The organism is Chryseobacterium sp., from assembly GCF_008014695.1.
GTDB lineage: Bacteria > Bacteroidota > Bacteroidia > Flavobacteriales > Weeksellaceae > Kaistella.
Genome location: NZ_VOXE01000002.1, coordinates 399446 through 417697 on the forward strand (window position 1 = coordinate 399446; position 18252 = coordinate 417697).

Here is an 18252-nt window from a genome sequence, read left to right on the forward strand (position 1 = left end):
AATGAATGTTCTTTTTTTAACAATGGCCAGAATTGGATCACTAAGTGACCGCGGAGTGTATACTGATCTTATGCGGAAATTTTCTGATGACGGACATAAGGTATATGTAGTAACACCCGTAGAAAGGCGCGAAAATAAAAAAACCGGTATCACTGAAGAAACCAGCGGAACAATCTTGAACGTCAGAACACTGAATATTCAAAAAACCAATATCATTGAAAAGGGGTTGGGTACCCTTGCGATTGAGTCCCAGTTTCTAAATGCCATAAAGAAGAATTTACCCCGTATAAAATTTGATCTGATCCTGTATTCTACACCACCTATAACTTTCGTAAAAGTCATCAGTTACATAAAAAAGAGGGACAATGCCTATGCATACCTGATGCTTAAGGATATCTTCCCACAGAATGCCGTTGATATGAAAATGCTGAAAAAAGGAAGTGTTCTGCACCGGTTTTTTCAGAAAAAAGAGAGAAAACTATATGAGATATCTGATTTTATCGGCTGTATGTCTGCTGCTAACGAATCATTTCTTTTAAACCATAACCCACAGATCAGTAAGGAGAAGGTGGAGGTTAATCCTAACACCATTGAACCACTGGAGCTGCATCAGACCGTCGAAGAGAGGGATGCTATAAAAAGAAAATATGCACTTCCGCAGGATAAAAAGATTTTTGTTTATGGTGGCAACCTTGGAAAGCCACAGGGCGTAGAGTTTCTTTTAGAAACCATTGAAGCGACAACCAGGGAAGATGTTTTTTTTCTCGTCATTGGTTCAGGTACCGAGTACAGCAGAATTAAAAAATGGTTTGAGGAACGGAAACCTCAGAATGCAGTTTTGATGAAAGGCCTTCCAAAAGATGACTATGAATTCCTGCTGAGGGCTTGTGATGTTGGGATGATATTTCTCCATAAAGACTTCACAATACCAAACTTCCCGTCGCGGCTGCTGTCATATCTTGATTTAAAACTGCCGGTTCTTGCCGCAACAGATACCAGCACAGATGTCGGAACTATTATAGAAAAAGCCAGGTGCGGATATGGCATCTTATGGGGGGACCAGACCGCAATGCAGAACGCAATACCAAAATTCTGTGCAGATGACACGGTATATAAGGAGATGAAGGATAATGCGTGGAATTTGCTGGTTACAGAATTTCATGTGGACCGGTCCTATGGGCTTATAAAAGAAAAAATTCAGAATGTATAAAAATTTCGGAAAGCGTTTCATCGATTTTTTAATGGCTTTTATGGCACTGTTAATTCTAAGTCCGTTATTTATTGCAATTATGATAGGTTTGTTTTTTGCCAACAGCGGCAAACCGTTCTTTTTTCAGTTACGCCCGGGTAAAGGAGAAAAACTATTTAAAATCATTAAGTTCAGGACAATGAACGAGAAGACTGATGAATACGGTAAACTTCTCCCTGATGCGAAACGGCTGACAACAGTTGGAACATTTGTGAGAAAGACCTCTATGGATGAAATCCCTCAGCTGATTAATGTATTAATAGGAGATATGAGTATTATTGGTCCCCGGCCTTTACTGTTGAGGTATTTGCCGTACTATACTGAAAGAGAGAGACTTCGTCATACGGTAAGACCGGGAATTACAGGACTAGCTCAGGTGAATGGACGAAACACCGTCCGATGGGATGCGCGGCTGGCACTGGATGTTTCGTATGTAGAGCATTTAAGTTTTAAACAGGATCTTCTCATATTGTACGAAACAATATTAAAGGTTGTTGGAGCAAAAAATATTGTGGTAGATCCTGAATCCATCATGAAAAATTTAGACGATGAAAGAAAGTTGCAGGATTGAAACCCTTAAGCCCGATGAGGTCGGCACGGTGGTTTCGATTGTAAAAAATTCCTTTGAGCCGCTTTATTTAATTCCCTCTATTTACAGAGGCGATGGTATCGCGCATTTTATAGCTGCAGAATTACAAAACCCGTATTCGATGTATCGGTATTTTGTGCTGTATGAAGGTGATGTATTGGCGGGATATGCAGAATATAAGATTTTTGAGAACACATCTACCGCTTTTTTGAATATTATAGCGGTCAACACTCAGTATAAAAACCAGGGCATCGGTAAAAAACTATTCCTATACACCAAAAACCTTTTTGAAAAGCAAGGTTTCGGAGCGATTGCATTGGACGTCTATGAAAGCAATACAATAGCCCTGAACTGGTATTACGGTTTTGGTTTTATTAAAACGGATACCACCCCCTTTTACGAGGTAAACCCTGAAAAGATAGCAGACCCAGATGGTTCTATATGCCTTCAAAATTATCCTCAATATCGTGTTGTGCAGGAACAGTATGGTTTTTATTTTTTAGATATGAATGTTGGTGGTGAATCTTTTCGGATAGGAACAATTGGAAATGATGCAATAGTTAGGGGGTCGTATTCAGACCGTTTGAGTAGAGGTTTGCCCCATATCAGAATCAGTCTGCAGCTGGATAAAGTATATTTTATAGGGAAGGAAATTCACCCTGATTTTGTATTTATTGACAGAATAAACAGAATGGAATTAAAAATAAATTATGATAACAAAAAAAGCGGAGAACAGGGGATTATATAGAAGGGCATGGCAATATACTGATTCGGCACGCGCAGCCTGGAGTAAAATCATTGCACAGTACAAGGTTAACCATCCTGCCGGTAAGATCTTATTGCCCTCCTACATTGGGTGGTCGGCAAACGAAGGCAGTGGTATTTTCGATTCTGTAAAGGAATCCGGTCTTGAGTTCGCGTTTTATGAGCTAGATGCGCGTCTTGAGATCAATTTCAGTCATTTGAAGGAACAGGTTTCCAAAGATACAAATCAACTCGTTTTATTGGTTCACTACTTTGGCTTTACAGATTCAAAATATAATGAAATCTGCGAATGGCTGGCTGAAAACAATATAGCGTTTGTGGAAGATTGCGCACATGCGTGGTTAACAGATTTAGTAGGCGGATCCTGCGGCCGAAGGGGCTCATACGCATTTTATTCTTTGCATAAGTTGCTTCCTGTTGAGAGCGGGGGTGTTATGGTAAATAATTTTCCAGATTCAGATGTTGACCGTTCTGTCAATCCTTTTTTTGATTTGGGTTATGATTTGTACAAAATCTACTCAATAAGACGATCAAACTATATTATCCTATGCAATCTATTGAAGAATATTAAGGGAATTGATGTGGTTTATAAGGAATTGCAGGATGGAATATGCCCTCAGACATTGCCTGTAATTGTTGAAAATTATGACAGATCAAAACTCTACCATGAGATGAACGAAAAAGGTTACGGGATGGTAAGTTTGTATCACACAATGATTACGCAGCTAACCGATTCGCCATTCGGCGCAGCAGCTGACTTGTCTAAACGAATTATTAATTTTCCGATACATCAGGATGTCTCTGAAGGACAATTGATTAATATGGCTCAGGAACTAAATAAAATATTAAATGCTTAAAATTCATCAGCTCAACACCTCGGAGAGAACACAGTTATATCGTGAGATTTTAACTGAATTCCGCTGTGCTGAGCCTTATTTTTTAATGGATTATATAAATACCTTTTCCAATGGTTTACAGGATTTGATTTGCTTTAGCTTTACAACAAAGGCGGGGAATAAAATGATAATGCCCGGATATTTGAAACCTGTGGTTATTGATGATGAGACAACAGAGTATTTTGATTTTTCTACGCCTTATGGTTATACAGGCCCTTTTATTTCAGAGCAGATATCTGATTCAGACCTTACAGAATTTTGGACGGCAGTTGATAGCTGGTACAAAAGTAATAAGGTCATTACAGAATTCATAAGATTCAATCTTTCCGGAAATGAAAAATCATACTCAGGTACCGTTTTTCCTACCATGCTTAATATTAAAGGTAAAATCGTAGATGAGAACCTTCAGTGGACAGCTTTTGATCATAAAGTAAGGAAGAATGTTAAAAAAGCAATTCGTGAGGGACTTACAAGCCAGGTCTTTTATCACGATATCTCAGAGGAAAGGATATCTGAATTTTACAAGATCTATATTGATACAATGCAGAGAACTAATGCCGCAAAGCACTTTTTCTATACACTAGATCAGTTCAAACTGTTTATAAAAGACAATACTGATTTTGCAGCCTTATGTACGGTTTATTTTGATGACATTCCAGTATCTTCCGAGCTGCTTTTGGTTTCAGTAGATGCTATTTATTCATTTTTGGGCGGTACAGTGGATACTTATTTTGATAAACGGCCTAATGATTTTCTGAAAGTGGAGGCGCTGAACTGGGCAAGGCTCCAAGGTAAAAAATATTATGTGCTTGGAGGCGGTTACGGTTATGAAGACGGTATATTTAAATATAAAAAATCTTTTTTCCCTAACGATGTTGTGTCCTACTATACCGGCAGGAAGATCTTAAATGAAGAGGTATATGCAGAATTGGTCGAAAAAGTTTCAGCTTTGAAGGAAAAGCGCGGTTTTGAACCGCTGCATCTAGATGATACTTCATTTTTCCCATTATATTATAAAGAATAAGAGTCTTCGTGCGGACAATTGGTTAGTCCGATCCTGGGCACTATATAGCAAAGCAAAGATTTTTTTGCATGTGAAATGAAGTAAAAATTTTTTCCTTAAAATTCCATAATGAACGATATATTTTTAGTCAGTTTCTGGACCAATGTGTTCATGGGTGCCGAAGACGCCACCTTTCTTGCCGAAGTTTTGGTACGGACCGTCATCATGTTCCTCATCATTATCGTCGGGCTGAGATTTCTCGGCAAACGCGGTGTGAAACAGCTTTCAGTATTTGAATTGGTCGTCATCATCGGTCTTGGTTCCGCCGCTGGCGACCCGATGTTCTATAAGGACGTGGGCATTCTTTCTTCCCTGCTCGTATTTATCATCATTATCGCCCTGTATGCGGTTCTCACCTATATACTCGGGAAATCCAAGAAGTTTGAAAATTATCTGGAAGGAAAACCGGTGTGCCTGATCCAGGACGGCATTTTCGCAGTTGACAATTTCAGGAAAGAAAATTTGGGGAGTGATGAGTTTTTCTCTGAACTGAGACTGAAAGGCGTTTCTCACCTCGGGCAGATTGAAACGGCTATTGAAGAAACCTCAGGAGACATTTCTGTGTTTTTCTTTAAAGATGAGGAAGTTAGATACGGACTGCCGGTCATGCCCCATACTTTGGACCATCCGCTGAAGCATGTTGATGAGCGGGATTATTACTCCTGTGTGTTCTGTGGGTTTACCGAAGAGAAAACAAACGGCCCTGCCGGAACCTGCAAGAATTGCGGCAGGAAACACTGGGTAAAAGCCAGTAATAAGGTGAGAATCACGTAAAATGCACCCGGTTGCTGACGGAGACACAACGCCGAATTCGATCCAAAATCCTAAATTTAAACAAATCCAACACCCCTCACTCCCTCACATTCCTCCTGCTGAACGAGAACATCAGGTAAAAAAGGAAAGGCAGGATAAACACGCTTCCCGTGAGCAGTGCCCAGCCCAGAAACGCAATGGTTTTCTCCGGCGCTTTATTCTGCAGCAACGACAAATGATCGCCGTTTTCGAGCAGAATGATGTTGGGATAGAGCTGATAGGTAGCCGCAACCAGGATCAGCACCACCTGCGCAGCCGCAAAGACCCGTACAAGGGCCAGTTTTTCGGTCCTGATAAAGTAGAAGATAAAAACGAGGAGTACAGTAGCCACACTGATGGCGGTGATCCCCACCCAGTGACCGAATATCCGTTCTGCCAGGGGAATATTGGAAAAATAAGCGGCTGCAAAAACCAAAAGCCCGAAGATCACGACATAAAGCATCGACTGTTTGGCCTTGCGGATCATGAGATGCAGATCGAAATATTCCGAGGTTTCCCGCAAAGTGTAAATAGAAGCCAGATAGGCGCAGATCGAAACCGTAAAGAGTCCCACCGAAATCCCGAAGGCGTTGAACCAGTTGAAAATGTACCGGTCGGGGAAGGTGATGGCGTCCGGATTCAGGGTCCCGGAAATGGAGGAGGCCGCGATCATCCCGAAGAAAAAGGGCGTCAGCAAACTGGAGTAATAGAAGATCTGGGTGTAAACGGTCTGCCACCGGTCCTGCACTGCATCGTAATGGCGGAATGTAAAGGCCGTCCCTCTCGCGATAATGCCCACGAGCATCAGCGCCAGCGGAATATGGAGATAGACCGACGCAAAACTGTAGATCTCCGGGAAACCGACGAACAGGATCACGATTGCAATGATGAGCCACATGTGGTTGGCTTCCCAGATGGGCGCGATGGATTCATACATGAGTTTCTTCGTGATGCGCTTGTCTTTTCTGCGCAGCGTAAAGAGCTCCACGATTCCGGCACCGAAATCGGCACCGCCCAGAATAAAGTACAGCACAATGGACACCCACAGAAATCCTATAACGACGTAGATCATTTCTTTAATTTTTGGGTTTGAAAATTGAGGTCGGTGGGATCATATAATTTCGGCACCATCATGATCTGCCTTTTTAACAGGAAGAGGATAATGAGCGACAGCGACACGAATACCGCGGTGAAAAAATAGAACGAATACTGGATTCCCGGCATTGGAGTTACAGCATCTTTCGTCCGCATAATCCCGTAGATAATCCACGGCTGCCTTCCCACTTCGGTGACCGTCCACCCGGCTTCAAGGGCGATATACCCGAACGGAATCGCACACACAAACAGCTTGAGAAACCACTTTTTAGCCATCCAATCTTTCTTAAAAAACACGGAACCAACATACATAAGTCCAATCAGTACCATAATGACCCCAAAGAAGATCATGATCTGAAAAGCGTAATGCACGACTGCGACCGGCGGCCATTCATCCCTCGGAAAATCATTCAGACCTTTAACTTCCGCGTTGAAATCATTGCTCACGAGAAAACTCAGCACCTTCGGGATCTTTAGCGCATATTTCAGTTCTCCTTTTTCCTCATTCGGAATGCCGCCAATGACAAAAGGCGCGCCTTTCTCCGTTTCGAAATGGGCCTCCATGGCAGCCAGTTTGATGGGCTGTCTTTTGGCGACCGATTTCGCCGCAATATCTCCGCTCAGCGGCGCCCCGAAAGCACCCACAACGGCAAATACGGCCGCGATTCGGAACGCTTTCGTGTGAAATTCCACATTCTTCTTTTTCATGATGAGGTAGGCATGCACGCCGGCCACGGCAAATCCGGTGGCACAGAACGCCGCAACGGTCATGTGGAAAGCCTGCGGGAACCAGGCCTCGTTAAACATGGCTTTTACCGGATCGATGTTGAGGTACTGTCCGTTGATATAATCGAACCCGGTGGGAGAGTTCATCCAACCGTTCGCAGCAACCACGAGGATTCCTGAGGACAGTCCGCTGATGCCGACGAGCAGCCCGCAGAACCAGTGGAACCATCTGTTGAATTTTTCCCATCCGTAGAGGAAGAACCCAAGCGCAATGGCTTCAACGAAAAAAGCGGTCCCTTCCAGGGAAAAGGGCATCCCGAAGATGGCGCCGGCGTGCTTCATGAATTCCGGCCACAGCAGGCCCAGTTCGAAGGAGAGCATCGTTCCCGACACAGCACCCGTTGCAAAGAGGATGGCCACGCCTTTGCTCCAGGCTTTCGTCAGGCCCTTGTAGAGTTCGTTCCCGGTGCGCAGGTATTTCCAGTGGGCGAACGCCATAAGGAAAGGCATCACCATTCCGACGCACGCAAAGACAATATGGAAGGCCATCGAGAGGGCCATCTGCGAGCGTGCTGCAATAAAGTCATCCATTTGATGCGGTTTTTATCGTATAAAATTACACATAATTCCTGCGCCATTATCCTTATTTTTAGATGACTTTCAGCAGTTTTTGATATCTGATTTCACAGGTAACAACATTATTGTCTGTTTAAAAACTACACTTAAGTGTAGCAGTTATGTACCTGATAAAAAGATATATTTTGTGGTATTAATGAATTAATAAGCTTTAATGAAAAATAAGGCACCTCGCTCTCAACGAAAACTAATGTTGCTAAGAAAAGTCTAGGTCTTCCAATAGATGCTGAATAAGGCATAAAACCAAACATTTTTAAACATTTAGAGAGGCCCGTTTAAGTGGACACAAACTTTAATTAAGAAAAACTATTTTTGTAACATAATAAATAACAGTCTGATTATGAAAAAACTTCTATTCTTTTTCTTTTTAAGTTTTGTTTCTTTCCATGCTCAAGTGGTTGATACCAATTACGGAACAAATGGAAAGATATTTGTAAATATTCCGCCAATTGAAAACAGAGAATATAACAATAAAACCTTCTTTACTTCTGATCAAAAAACAGTAAACATTGGCTACTATGATACTGGCTCCTACACTACAAAAACTTATTTTATTACAAAATACAATTCCAATGGTACACCGGACGGAAATTTTGGATCAAATGGACTTTTAGATATTCCAGGTTATCCAAACAATACCGGTGCAATTACTGTAAATGGATCAGTGATGTTGGCTGATAACGCGATCATCCTTTCCTGTTCTGCAAATATGAAGGCTTACCTTGTTAAGATTACAGCCAATGGAACCGTTGATACTTCATTTGGAGTGAATGGATTTAGGCTTGCAGATTTTCTTTTTACACCGAATACAGTTTCCTATGGAGATCTGATGAAGGATCAGAACAATAACATTTTTCTGGTCTATAATTCAACAAGCTATGCAAGTACTCCGGCAAAAACGTACACAAACCTTTGTAAAATTTTTCCTGACGGTACCATTGATACAGGTTTTGGAAATAATGGATTCAGTTCAATGTTGATAAACCGGGATTATAGGTTTCTGTCATTAAAGAAAACCAGAATTAAGAATGGTAAAATATACAACTTCGGAACTTTGTTCTATTATGATAATAACAGTAACTACACCCAAACAGATGTCTGGACCTGTCATTTTTTAGATGGAACTCCCGATGCAGGTTTCGGAGACAATGGCTACTTCTATATACCAAAAGATATTACTATTTACGATTACAATATACAGGAAGACGGCAAAATTCTGATTGCAAAATACGTGGATATTAGTCCTGCATTTTGCTATGTAAGAGCTTCCAGATTCCTACGTTCAGGAGCAATAGATACGTCATTTGGAAATGGTGGGAACGTTGATTCTTCATTTGGGCAATGGACCATGCACGTTTCGCATAAAATAATGGAATTAGATCATAATATTTATGTTTTTTCCTCCTATTATAAAAGCAGTTTACCCTATGAATATGCTGCAAATATTCTGAAATATAACACAAATGGTACACCTGATCCCACGTTCGGAACGAATGGCTTATTTAAAATTCCTGGTGCTATCAGTTCTGTTACAGATGTAGCTGTAAATGGGGACGATGGTTTTATAATTTCTGCTCAGTACAATGCTTCTAGTCAACTCTATAATATAAAGGTGAACTACGAAATGAATTTTTTACATACTGCTTCTGCAATCTTGGCTCCTCAAATAAAAGTATATCCAAATCCTGTGGCTGATGTTCTTTATATTGTAGGTGTGAAAAATCAGAAGTTTTTTATGTATAATGCGATTGGTCAAAAAATTAAAACGGGATTCTATAATGGAAAAGGCATCCAGGTTCAGGATATCAGTAATGGAAGCTATTGGCTGAAACTGGAAAACTCAAAAGCGGTACAGTTTATAAAAAAGTGAGTAGCTGAGGTAGAGCAAAAAAGTTTTTTTAACCACCAGCGGCAATAATTTAATATTTGGTGCTGTATGAGGTTGCTCCTATACCATATTTTTTGCGAGCTTTTTAAAGGTAACCAGAGCGATGGTCTAACGAATAGGAAATTTTTTTCTTAGAGCCGAAAACCTCACCGTAGCACTCAGTATCTGGTTAATAGTTGCTATTTCTTTGCAGATGGAATAGCGGAAACCGAAGCGGTCATTGCGAAGAGGCGGAACGCCGAAACAACCCCATGATCAAATCTGCGCTCTGCCTGCTCAGCGTAGGCAAGGGTAATTGCGGTCAGGGGGGAATGCCGTTGAAGCAGCCTCACGCCACTCCCCCTATTCATCAAACCGAAGTATACGCTCTATTTTTTGTTTCCGCACCCACATTCAATATTCACATCCCACATCATGCACCAGCCCGGTGGTTGAGAGAAGTCGAAGCGTACATGTTAAAATTTACCATTTGTTAAAAAAAATACAAAAAAAACAGGGGATTTTCTTATTTTTGTCAGATATTGGAATTGAAACATGCGACAGGTCCGGAAATAGCCTTTGGCACGGGCTTGGAAGCGTAGTTTGAATAAGGTGTTTGGTATGCATACCATACGAGTTTGCAATGCGATATCCACATTATTTTTTTAACTTTAAAAAAAATAGCGGTAACGATATGTAATACAGCAGGCTTTGCCGCCTGTTTTGATAGGAGAATAACACGTATTTCGAAGGTTCAACCCGATAGCAGATTAATCTCATCTTGGGTTTAGGCAGATCGAAAATGCAGATAGCCTGAAATAATTAAACAGGTATAAATATACAAGACAATGAATTCTAAAATATGGCTCTCAACCCCGCATATGGGAGGGAACGAACTCAAGTATATCCATGAAGCTTTTGCAGAAAACTGGGTGGCCCCTTTAGGACCGAATGTGAACGCCTTTGAAGCGGATCTTGAAAGTTTCCTTGGGAATGACTGCCATGTTACAGCCCTGAGTTCGGGTACGGCAGCACTGCATCTTGCGCTTATTAGCCTCGGCGTCAAATCGGATGACGAAGTATTCTGCCAGAGCATGACTTTTTCGGCTTCCGCGAACCCCATTGCTTATGTCTGCGCCCGACCGGTTTTTATCGACAGTGAACCCGATACATGGAATATGTGTCCGGAGGCGTTGCGCGAAGGCCTGGTTGCCAGTGCAGCAGCCGGAAAGCTGCCGAAAGCGGTGATTGTTGTGCATCTCTACGGCATGCCCGCCAAGATGGATGAGATCACCGCACTTTGTAATGAATTTGAGGTGCCACTTATTGAAGATGCGGCTGAGGCCCTCGGCAGTAACTACAAAGGCAGAGCGTGTGGAACCTTCGGCGAAATGTCTATCCTCAGTTTTAACGGCAATAAGATCATTACCACTTCAGGTGGAGGTGCCCTTGTCTCAAAAAATAAAAAATATAAAGAAAAAGCGCTCTTCCTTTCGACACAGGCGCGGGATGAAGCCCCTCATTACCAGCATTCTGAAATCGGATACAATTACCGCCTCAGTAATATATGTGCCGGCATAGGCCGTGGCCAAATGGAAGTGTTGAAAGACCGCGTCGCGGCAAGAAGGAAGAACCATGATTTTTATGTGGATTTATTTAAAGACCTGGATGGGGTGGAAGTTTTTACTGAGCCCGACGGTAATTATTTCTCCAATCACTGGTTGTCAGCAATTATGGTTGATCCGGGAAAAGCTGGTTTTACACGGGAAGATCTGAGGATGAAACTGCTCGGAGATAATATTGAATCCAGACCTCTTTGGAAGCCAATGCACTTGCAGCCGGTATTTAAAGAAGCCGGATACATCGGCGGTTCGGTCTCGGAAAATCTCTTTGAAAACGGCCTTTGCCTTCCATCCGGATCGAACCTCGAACCGTTGCATTTTGACCGAATCGGCAGTGTCGTGAATCAGCTCATGAGCATAAGTTGAAATGTCTGCTCTGAACTTTTTAAACGTTAAACCTTTTTGAGATACATGAACAACAGCTATATTGCCCTAACATCACCGATCAGAATCTATGAATCTTAAAAGTCTACAGAACAGGATTTACGGAGGTGATAATATCGTGAATCTGTCGGATGTAAGATATCTCCCCCGGTGGATTATTTTACTCATTGATATGCTGCTGCTGCTCGCTGCGGTACATCTCGCCTATATGATTCTGGCCAAACTGAATGTAAAACCATATAACATTCTTCCTCAGTCTCAGAAATATGCCATTATTATTTCGGTGAACATGGTGTTTATGTTTCTGTTTAAGACCTATGCAGGAATTATCCGGCATTCTTCCTTCATTGATCTCGCCAAACTCCTGCTCGCAAGTTTCTGTACCCTGATTACATTGGGCGTTGTAAATATAACAGTCTCCAGCATCACGGGCTACAATGTTTTCCGCATTCCTATCCTGGTTATTTATTTCACGGTATCCTTCATGATACTTTTCCTGTTTAGGTTTTCAGTAAAGGAATTTTTTTATCTGCTGAGGGAATTCAGAAAAAGCGGCCTGAAGAAAAGGATTCTGGTTCTGGGAATTGATGAGCAGGCTATTGCGATCGCCCGGGCCATTCTGGACACGCCCAACCTGCCCTACCAAATTGTGGGCTTCCTCACCCAAAGAAATGACTCACGAAGTGCCAAACTCCTCGGTAAACCTATTTTTTCCAAAGACAAGATCGAGCTTTCGAATAAAATAGATCTTGCGCTGGACGGCGTCCTCATCATCAAGGAAATGATGACAAAGGAAGAGATGAATGCTTGGGTGAACCTCTTTCTTGAAAAAGATCTTCAGATATTTAAGGCCCCATCGGTACAGAAACTCCGTGACAGCGACCTCGGGTCAAGCATCCGCACGCTGCAGATTGAGGACCTGCTGAACCGGAAACCGATTAAAATTGAAAACGAGGAAGTGATTATCCGTCATGCCGGCAAGAACATCCTGATCACCGGCGGGGCAGGTTCCATCGGTAGTGAGATTGTACGCCAGGTTGCTCTTTTTGAGCCTGAGCTTATCGTAATTCTGGACCAGGCTGAAACGCCGCTGCATGATATGGAATTGGAGATGCGCGAGAAATTTCCGCAGATCCATTTTAAATTCGTACTGGCCGATATATCAAACCGCCATCGTGTTGAGCCGCTTTTCGAACGTTACCGCTTTTCGTTTGTGTACCACGCCGCCGCTTACAAACATGTGCCGCTGATTGAGGCCAACCCACATGAGGCAATACTGGTGAATGTACTCGGTACGAAAATTGTGGCTTCCCTTTCGAGCAAATACGACGTGAACCGGTTTGTCATGGTATCAACGGATAAAGCGGTAAAGCCTACAAATGTAATGGGCGCATCGAAAAGAGCCGCCGAACTCTATGTTCAGGCCCTGCAGAATGTGGAAGGTAACCGGACGAAATTTATTACGACCCGTTTCGGCAATGTGCTCGGCTCAAACGGATCGGTGATTCCCCACTTCAAAAGACAGATTGAAAGCGGCGGTCCCCTGACCATTACGCATCCCGACATCGTACGTTATTTCATGACGATCCCCGAAGCCTGTGAACTTGTACTGCAGGCCGGAACCATGGGGAAAGGGGGAGAGATCTTCGTGTTTGATATGGGAGAACCGGTGAAAATCCTGGATCTTGCCCGGCGCATGATTAAACTTTCGGGATTTGAACCCGATACTGATATCAAAATCATCTATACCGGACTTAGGCCAGGCGAAAAGCTCTATGAAGAACTCCTGAGCGACGACGCCACCACTATGCCCACCCATCACGAAAAAATTATGGTCTCGAAGGATACCAATATGGAATATCCCGATATTGAAAGGTACACGAGCCTGATTATTAAATGTGCCCTGAGAAGGGAGAAAGTGGAAGTGGTGCAGCTGCTTAAAAAAATTGTTCCCGAGTACAAAAGCAACAATTCGATTTATGAAGTATTGGACAAGTAATTTAGAATTGTATATTTGTAAAAATTCTATTTTAATGTCCCGAATGAACAGAACAATATTACTCTTTTCTGCCTTTTGCTTTCTATTGGTTACCTCGTGCAAAACCCGGCATAAAACCAGTGAAATCAACTACATGCAGAATGTGGAAGCACTGGCTGCCGAAGCCGCCATGAAGACTGCGGCCTCTACGATACAGAAAGGCGATATTCTGCAGGCCTTTGTTTCAGCCAAGGATATGGAGGTGGTACGCCCATTTAACCAAAGTTACTATTCGCAGTCTGCGGCAAGCCCCACAGGAAGTTCATCTGCAGCGGTTGAAAGACAGTATCTGGTGAGTTCAGAAGGCACCATCGACTTTCCTGTTTTGGGAGTTCTTCAAACGGAAGGAAAGACTGTAGAAGCCTTCAAGGCCGAACTTACCCAACGCATTTCCGCCTACGTGAAATCACCAAACGTTTCCCTCAAACTCGTTAATTTTAAAGTAACTGTCCTCGGAGAGGTCGCAAGACCAGGTCAGTACACGATTCCTGAGGGACAGTCTACTTTGCTGAACGCTATTGGTCTGGCCGGCGACCTGACCATTTACGGTAAAAGAGATGACATTCTGATGGTAAGAAGCGAAAACGGAAGCATTACCAAAGAGCGGATCAATCTGATGGACGCCGATTTCATCAATTCTCCCTTTTTTCAGCTGAAGCAGGGCGATGTGATTTATGTATCCGCCAACCAGACCAAGGATAAGGTATCGCGTCTGGATCCAAATACCGGAACCTATATTGCGATAGCCGGTACAGTCATTGGTTTGGCCGGTATTTTCATCACGATTTTCAAAAACTAACTTCCATACCCTATATCCATGAGTCAACAATTAAATGCAGGAGTGGAAGCTTCAGAGGAGTTCAACATCAATGAACTGATTAAACCGTATATCCGAAAATGGTGGTGGTTCATACTCTCTGTAATTGCTTTGCTCGCACTTGCCGTTTTCTATATTAAAATCACGACGCCGGTGTACACTGTCAAGGCTACGGCCCTGATTAAAGACACCAAAAAAACGCCTTCAGCGGATATGGGAATGCTTTCGGAACTGGGAGGATTCGGCTCCATGGGGACGAACAGTATCGAAAATGAGATAGAAGTGCTGAAGTCCAAAAAACTCATGTACGGCGTGGTAACTGAATTGGGTCTGCAGACCTCACTCATCAACAAAGAGGGATTAAGAGATCATGAGCTCTACGGAAAATCATCACCTGTCCTGATTCAGCTCATCAATGAAAAGGAATATGATGAACCTATTGAAAATCCCCTTATCCTGAACATTTCCGGAGACCGGCTTGAGATTTCGTCCGAAGACCTGCATGAAAAAATTGTCACAACCTACGGTAAAACGATCAGCCTTCCGTATGCCAACATTATGATTCGGAAAAATCCTGGATATATCCCTTCCAAAAAGGAATCTATCGGGGTTATGGAAATCAATTATATGCCTACCAGGGCTGCAGTAAACAGCTTTCAGAAAATGATGAAGGTGGACCTGGTGAATGAAGATGCCACCGTTCTGGATTTATCCATTAATTATCCCAATATTGCGAAAGCCTCAGGCATCATCAATAAACTGATTGATGCTTACAACAGTGATGCGATTAACGATAAAAATGCAGAGTCGAAGAAGACAAAAGATTTTATTGACGAACGTATCGGCATCATTGCCAATGAACTGGGCGAAGTTGAAAGTAAGAAAGAACAATTTAAAATCGCAAACAAAATTACCGATATTCCTGCAGAAGCATCGCTTGCACTGGGAAGTTCAGCCGCCGCACGCGGGCGCATTCTGGAAACAGAAACCCAGCTGCAACTCACCAGTGACCTGATCACCTATATGTCGAAACTCGGGAGCAACCAAACCCTGCCATCGAGTGTGGGACTCAGCAATCCTACAGCTTCGGCCAATATCAATGCCTATAACCAGCTGATCCTGGAAAGAAACAGGCTTTTGGAAAATGCCACACCGGAGAATCCCGTAGTATCGGACCTGAACAAACAGATTTCGGTCCTTCGTTCTTCGGTGATGGACGGACTTGTTAAAAATCAGGTGGCCTTACAAGCGGCCAGAAACCAGATTGCGGGGGAGCAGAATGTGCTGAATTCCAAAATCACAAAGATTCCTGCTCAGGAAAAAATGTTCCGCAGCATCGAAAGACAGCAACAGATCAAAGAGAACCTCTATTTACTCCTACTGGAAAAAAGGGAGGAAGCAGCCATTTCACTGGCAATTACAGCACCAAAGGCGCGCGTTATTGATGCCGCTTATCCGTCGGAACAACCTGTAGCCCCAAAAAAAATACTGATTTTGGGAGGAGCGCTGTTCCTGGGACTGCTGCTGCCGTTCACCTTTATTTATCTGCGCGAAATGTTCAATAATAAAATCCGCTCCAAACATGATCTGGAAAGACTGTCGCATGCTCCTATTCTGGGTGAGCTGCCAAGGGTAGAGAAAGGACAGAACGAACTGGTGGAACTGAACGATCTGACCCCAATGGCGGAAGCCTTCAGAATTATGATTACAAATATGAAATTCATGCTGCCGAAGAAAGATGGTGCGAAAATCATTTTTGTCTCGTCAACGGTAAAAGGGGAAGGAAAAACATTTGTCTCTGTAAATCTGGCACTGACATTGGCTTCTGTTAAAAATAAAGTGCTGATCATCGGTTCTGATATCCGGAATCCGCAGCTCCAGCGCTATAACACGGAACGCAAAGGTCTGGCCGGTTTAACAGAATACCTGTATGACGAAAGTACAGGTATTAAAGATATTATTCATGTTTCCAGTTTCAATCCGAACTGCGATGTGATATATTCGGGAAGCATACCGCCGAATCCCACCGAACTGCTCTCGAACGGCAGGTACGAAATGCTAATTGAAATGCTGGCGCCGCTGTATGACTATATTATTCTGGATACTGCACCGCTAATGCTGGTGACTGATACCTTCCTGTTTTCAGCAATGGCCGATGCCACCATTTATGTAACACGGTCGGGCTATACCGAAAATAGCCTCATCGATTTTGCGAATAAACAGATTGATTCCAAAAAAATTAAAAATGTAGCCTTTGTACTGAATGATGTGGATAAAGATTATTTTGGATACGGTAATAAATACGGATATGGATACACCGCTAAGGATAGAAGTTTCTTACAGAAACTGAAAGACAAGTTCTGAACCCCGTATTCCGGATAAAAAACATTTATGAAAAATCCAATGAACAGGCCGCGGATCATTCAGCTTCCTAAGATCGTAGATCCACGCGGCAATCTTTCCTTTTTTGAACATCCGCGCCAACTCCCTTTCGGGATTGCACGGACCTACTGGATCTATGATGTGCCGGGTGGAGAAAGAAGGGGCAGCCATGCCTTCCGCAGGCAGCAGGAATTTATCACGGCACTTTCCGGCAGCTTCGATGTGGTGCTTACTGACGGAGAAAATGAGGAGGTGTTTTCGCTGAACCGCTCTTATTACGGACTTTATGTTCCTGCGATGTACTGGAGGACTCTGGAGAATTTCTCGACAAATGCGCTTGCGCTCATTGTTTCGGATCTGCCGTACAGTGACGCTGATTATATCCGTGATTTTGAAGCATTTAAAAAGGAGCGTCATGTCCAGTAATATTTCGGTTTTCGACTGCTCGGTGATTGGCCTGGATAAAATAAACTTCAGGGAAGGAAATCTGACCGTTGTGGAAAATGATTCCGATTTCCCCTTTGCAGTGAAACGGGTCTTTTACCTTTACGATATTGCCGGTGGAGAGAGCAGGGGAGCACATGCTCACCGCGAGTGCCACCAGTTCCTGATTGCTGCAGGTGGCAGTTTCGAAGTTTCGCTTGACGATGGCAGGTTCAGGAGACAGGTTTTTCTGAACCGTCCCGATATGGGTCTGCACATTCCGCCTGGCATCTGGGCTTCGGAAGTTAATTTTTCTTCCGGTGCCATCTGTCTGGTCCTGGCTTCGCATCTGTATTCGGAAAGTGATTACCTCCGGGATTATGAGGAATATTTAAATATGAGAAATAATGGCTAAAATACATCCGCTGGCTGATGTGCAGACTTTACGTATTGGAGAAGAAACCTCGGTATGGCAGTTCTGTGTGATTTTAGCAGGCGCCGCCATTGGTAACCACTGCAACATCAATTGTCAGGTCTTTATTGAAAACGATGTGGTGATCGGGGACTTTGTGACGGTAAAACCCGGCGTACAGATCTGGGACGGTGTTACTCTTGAAGACCACGTTTTTATAGGGCCTAATGTAACCTTTACAAACGATTTGGTACCCCGGTCGAAACAGTATCCCGATTCCTTTGCGAAAACCCTTGTAAAAAGGGGAGCCTCAGTTGGTGCCAATGCAACCATAGTTGCCGGAAACTGTATTGGTGCCTATGCATTAATTGGTGCCGGGAGTGTGGTGACAAAAGATATTCCGGACTATACCGTATGGTTTGGGAATCCTGCGAAGCAGCGTGGCACGATTGATGAAAAGGGTAATATTACCTACCACCGGTGAAACCCGATGGCA

General features: G+C 43.2%; 17 protein-coding genes. 14 read left to right on the plus strand and 3 right to left on the minus strand.

Going from position 1 to position 18252, the window contains the following annotated elements:
• Position 1: 1 nt before the first annotated feature.
• The 6 genes from FUA25_RS06320 to FUA25_RS06345 all read left to right on the plus strand — a co-directional run bounded on the left by FUA25_RS06320 (position 2) and on the right by FUA25_RS06345 (position 5336).
• Positions 2-1210: a glycosyltransferase family 4 protein gene (locus FUA25_RS06320; RefSeq protein WP_147756055.1), complete on the plus strand. Its 1209-nt coding sequence runs from the start codon at positions 2-4 to the stop codon at positions 1208-1210.
• Positions 1203-1820 carry a sugar transferase gene (locus FUA25_RS06325; RefSeq protein ID WP_147756056.1) on the plus strand — a complete coding sequence of 206 codons (618 nt, stop codon included), beginning with the start codon at positions 1203-1205 and terminating at the stop codon, positions 1818-1820. The genes FUA25_RS06320 and FUA25_RS06325 overlap by 8 nt, the downstream gene beginning before the upstream one ends.
• A complete protein-coding gene (locus tag FUA25_RS06330) occupies positions 1798-2586 on the plus strand; it encodes a GNAT family N-acetyltransferase (RefSeq protein ID WP_147756057.1) in 789 nt (262 codons plus the stop codon). The genes FUA25_RS06325 and FUA25_RS06330 overlap by 23 nt, the downstream gene beginning before the upstream one ends.
• Complete coding sequence (locus FUA25_RS06335; RefSeq protein ID WP_147756058.1) at positions 2549-3460, plus strand: DegT/DnrJ/EryC1/StrS family aminotransferase; 912 nt, start codon at positions 2549-2551, stop codon at positions 3458-3460. Before FUA25_RS06330 ends, FUA25_RS06335 begins: the two co-directional genes overlap by 38 nt.
• Positions 3453-4523, plus strand: coding sequence for a GNAT family N-acetyltransferase (locus FUA25_RS06340; protein ID WP_147756059.1), 1071 nt, complete (start codon positions 3453-3455; stop codon positions 4521-4523). The genes FUA25_RS06335 and FUA25_RS06340 overlap by 8 nt, the downstream gene beginning before the upstream one ends.
• Before the next feature lie 108 nt (positions 4524-4631).
• Entirely contained in the window at positions 4632-5336 is a 705-nt protein-coding gene (locus FUA25_RS06345) for a DUF421 domain-containing protein (protein WP_147756060.1), read from the plus strand.
• 76 nt (positions 5337-5412) lie between these two features.
• On the opposite strand, the gene FUA25_RS06350 is transcribed toward FUA25_RS06345, so the two are convergent.
• Positions 5413-6426 carry a cytochrome d ubiquinol oxidase subunit II gene (locus FUA25_RS06350; RefSeq protein ID WP_147756061.1) on the minus strand — a complete coding sequence of 338 codons (1014 nt, stop codon included), beginning with the start codon at positions 6424-6426 and terminating at the stop codon, positions 5413-5415.
• Entirely contained in the window at positions 6423-7766 is a 1344-nt protein-coding gene (locus FUA25_RS06355) for a cytochrome ubiquinol oxidase subunit I (protein WP_147756062.1), read from the minus strand. Before FUA25_RS06355 ends, FUA25_RS06350 begins: the two co-directional genes overlap by 4 nt.
• Before the next feature lie 439 nt (positions 7767-8205).
• Here FUA25_RS06355 and FUA25_RS06360 point away from each other — a divergent pair, with 439 nt between their 5' ends.
• Positions 8206-9681 carry a T9SS type A sorting domain-containing protein gene (locus tag FUA25_RS06360; protein WP_228411661.1) on the plus strand — a complete coding sequence of 492 codons (1476 nt, stop codon included), beginning with the start codon at positions 8206-8208 and terminating at the stop codon, positions 9679-9681.
• Between the two features lie 197 nt (positions 9682-9878).
• Here FUA25_RS06360 and FUA25_RS13240 read toward each other — a convergent pair whose 3' ends face one another.
• On the minus strand, positions 9879-10049 hold the full coding sequence (locus FUA25_RS13240; RefSeq protein WP_185146668.1) for a hypothetical protein: 171 nt from the start codon (positions 10047-10049) through the stop codon (positions 9879-9881).
• 477 nt (positions 10050-10526) lie between these two features.
• Between FUA25_RS13240 and FUA25_RS06365 the strand changes: the two genes are divergently transcribed.
• The 7 genes from FUA25_RS06365 to FUA25_RS06395 all read left to right on the plus strand — a co-directional run bounded on the left by FUA25_RS06365 (position 10527) and on the right by FUA25_RS06395 (position 18240).
• Positions 10527-11666 carry a DegT/DnrJ/EryC1/StrS family aminotransferase gene (locus FUA25_RS06365; protein ID WP_147756064.1) on the plus strand — a complete coding sequence of 380 codons (1140 nt, stop codon included), beginning with the start codon at positions 10527-10529 and terminating at the stop codon, positions 11664-11666.
• An 88-nt stretch (positions 11667-11754) separates the two neighbouring features.
• The gene (locus FUA25_RS06370) at positions 11755-13683 is read left to right on the plus strand and encodes a polysaccharide biosynthesis protein (protein ID WP_147756065.1); all 1929 of its coding nucleotides are present in this window, start codon (positions 11755-11757) and stop codon (positions 13681-13683) included.
• 43 nt (positions 13684-13726) lie between these two features.
• A complete protein-coding gene (locus FUA25_RS06375) occupies positions 13727-14521 on the plus strand; it encodes a polysaccharide biosynthesis/export family protein (RefSeq protein WP_228411662.1) in 795 nt (264 codons plus the stop codon).
• A gap of 18 nt (positions 14522-14539) precedes the next feature.
• Positions 14540-16903 (plus strand): GumC family protein, encoded by a 2364-nt coding sequence (locus tag FUA25_RS06380; protein ID WP_147756067.1) that lies wholly within the window; start codon positions 14540-14542, stop codon positions 16901-16903.
• 27 nt (positions 16904-16930) lie between these two features.
• Positions 16931-17347, plus strand: a complete 417-nt coding sequence (locus FUA25_RS06385) for an FdtA/QdtA family cupin domain-containing protein (RefSeq protein WP_317130269.1) — start codon at positions 16931-16933, stop codon at positions 17345-17347.
• Complete coding sequence (locus FUA25_RS06390; protein WP_147756068.1) at positions 17337-17759, plus strand: sugar 3,4-ketoisomerase; 423 nt, start codon at positions 17337-17339, stop codon at positions 17757-17759. Before FUA25_RS06385 ends, FUA25_RS06390 begins: the two co-directional genes overlap by 11 nt.
• The gene (locus FUA25_RS06395; RefSeq protein WP_147756069.1) at positions 17752-18240 is read left to right on the plus strand and encodes an acyltransferase; all 489 of its coding nucleotides are present in this window, start codon (positions 17752-17754) and stop codon (positions 18238-18240) included. Before FUA25_RS06390 ends, FUA25_RS06395 begins: the two co-directional genes overlap by 8 nt.
• Positions 18241-18252 lie beyond the last annotated feature (12 nt).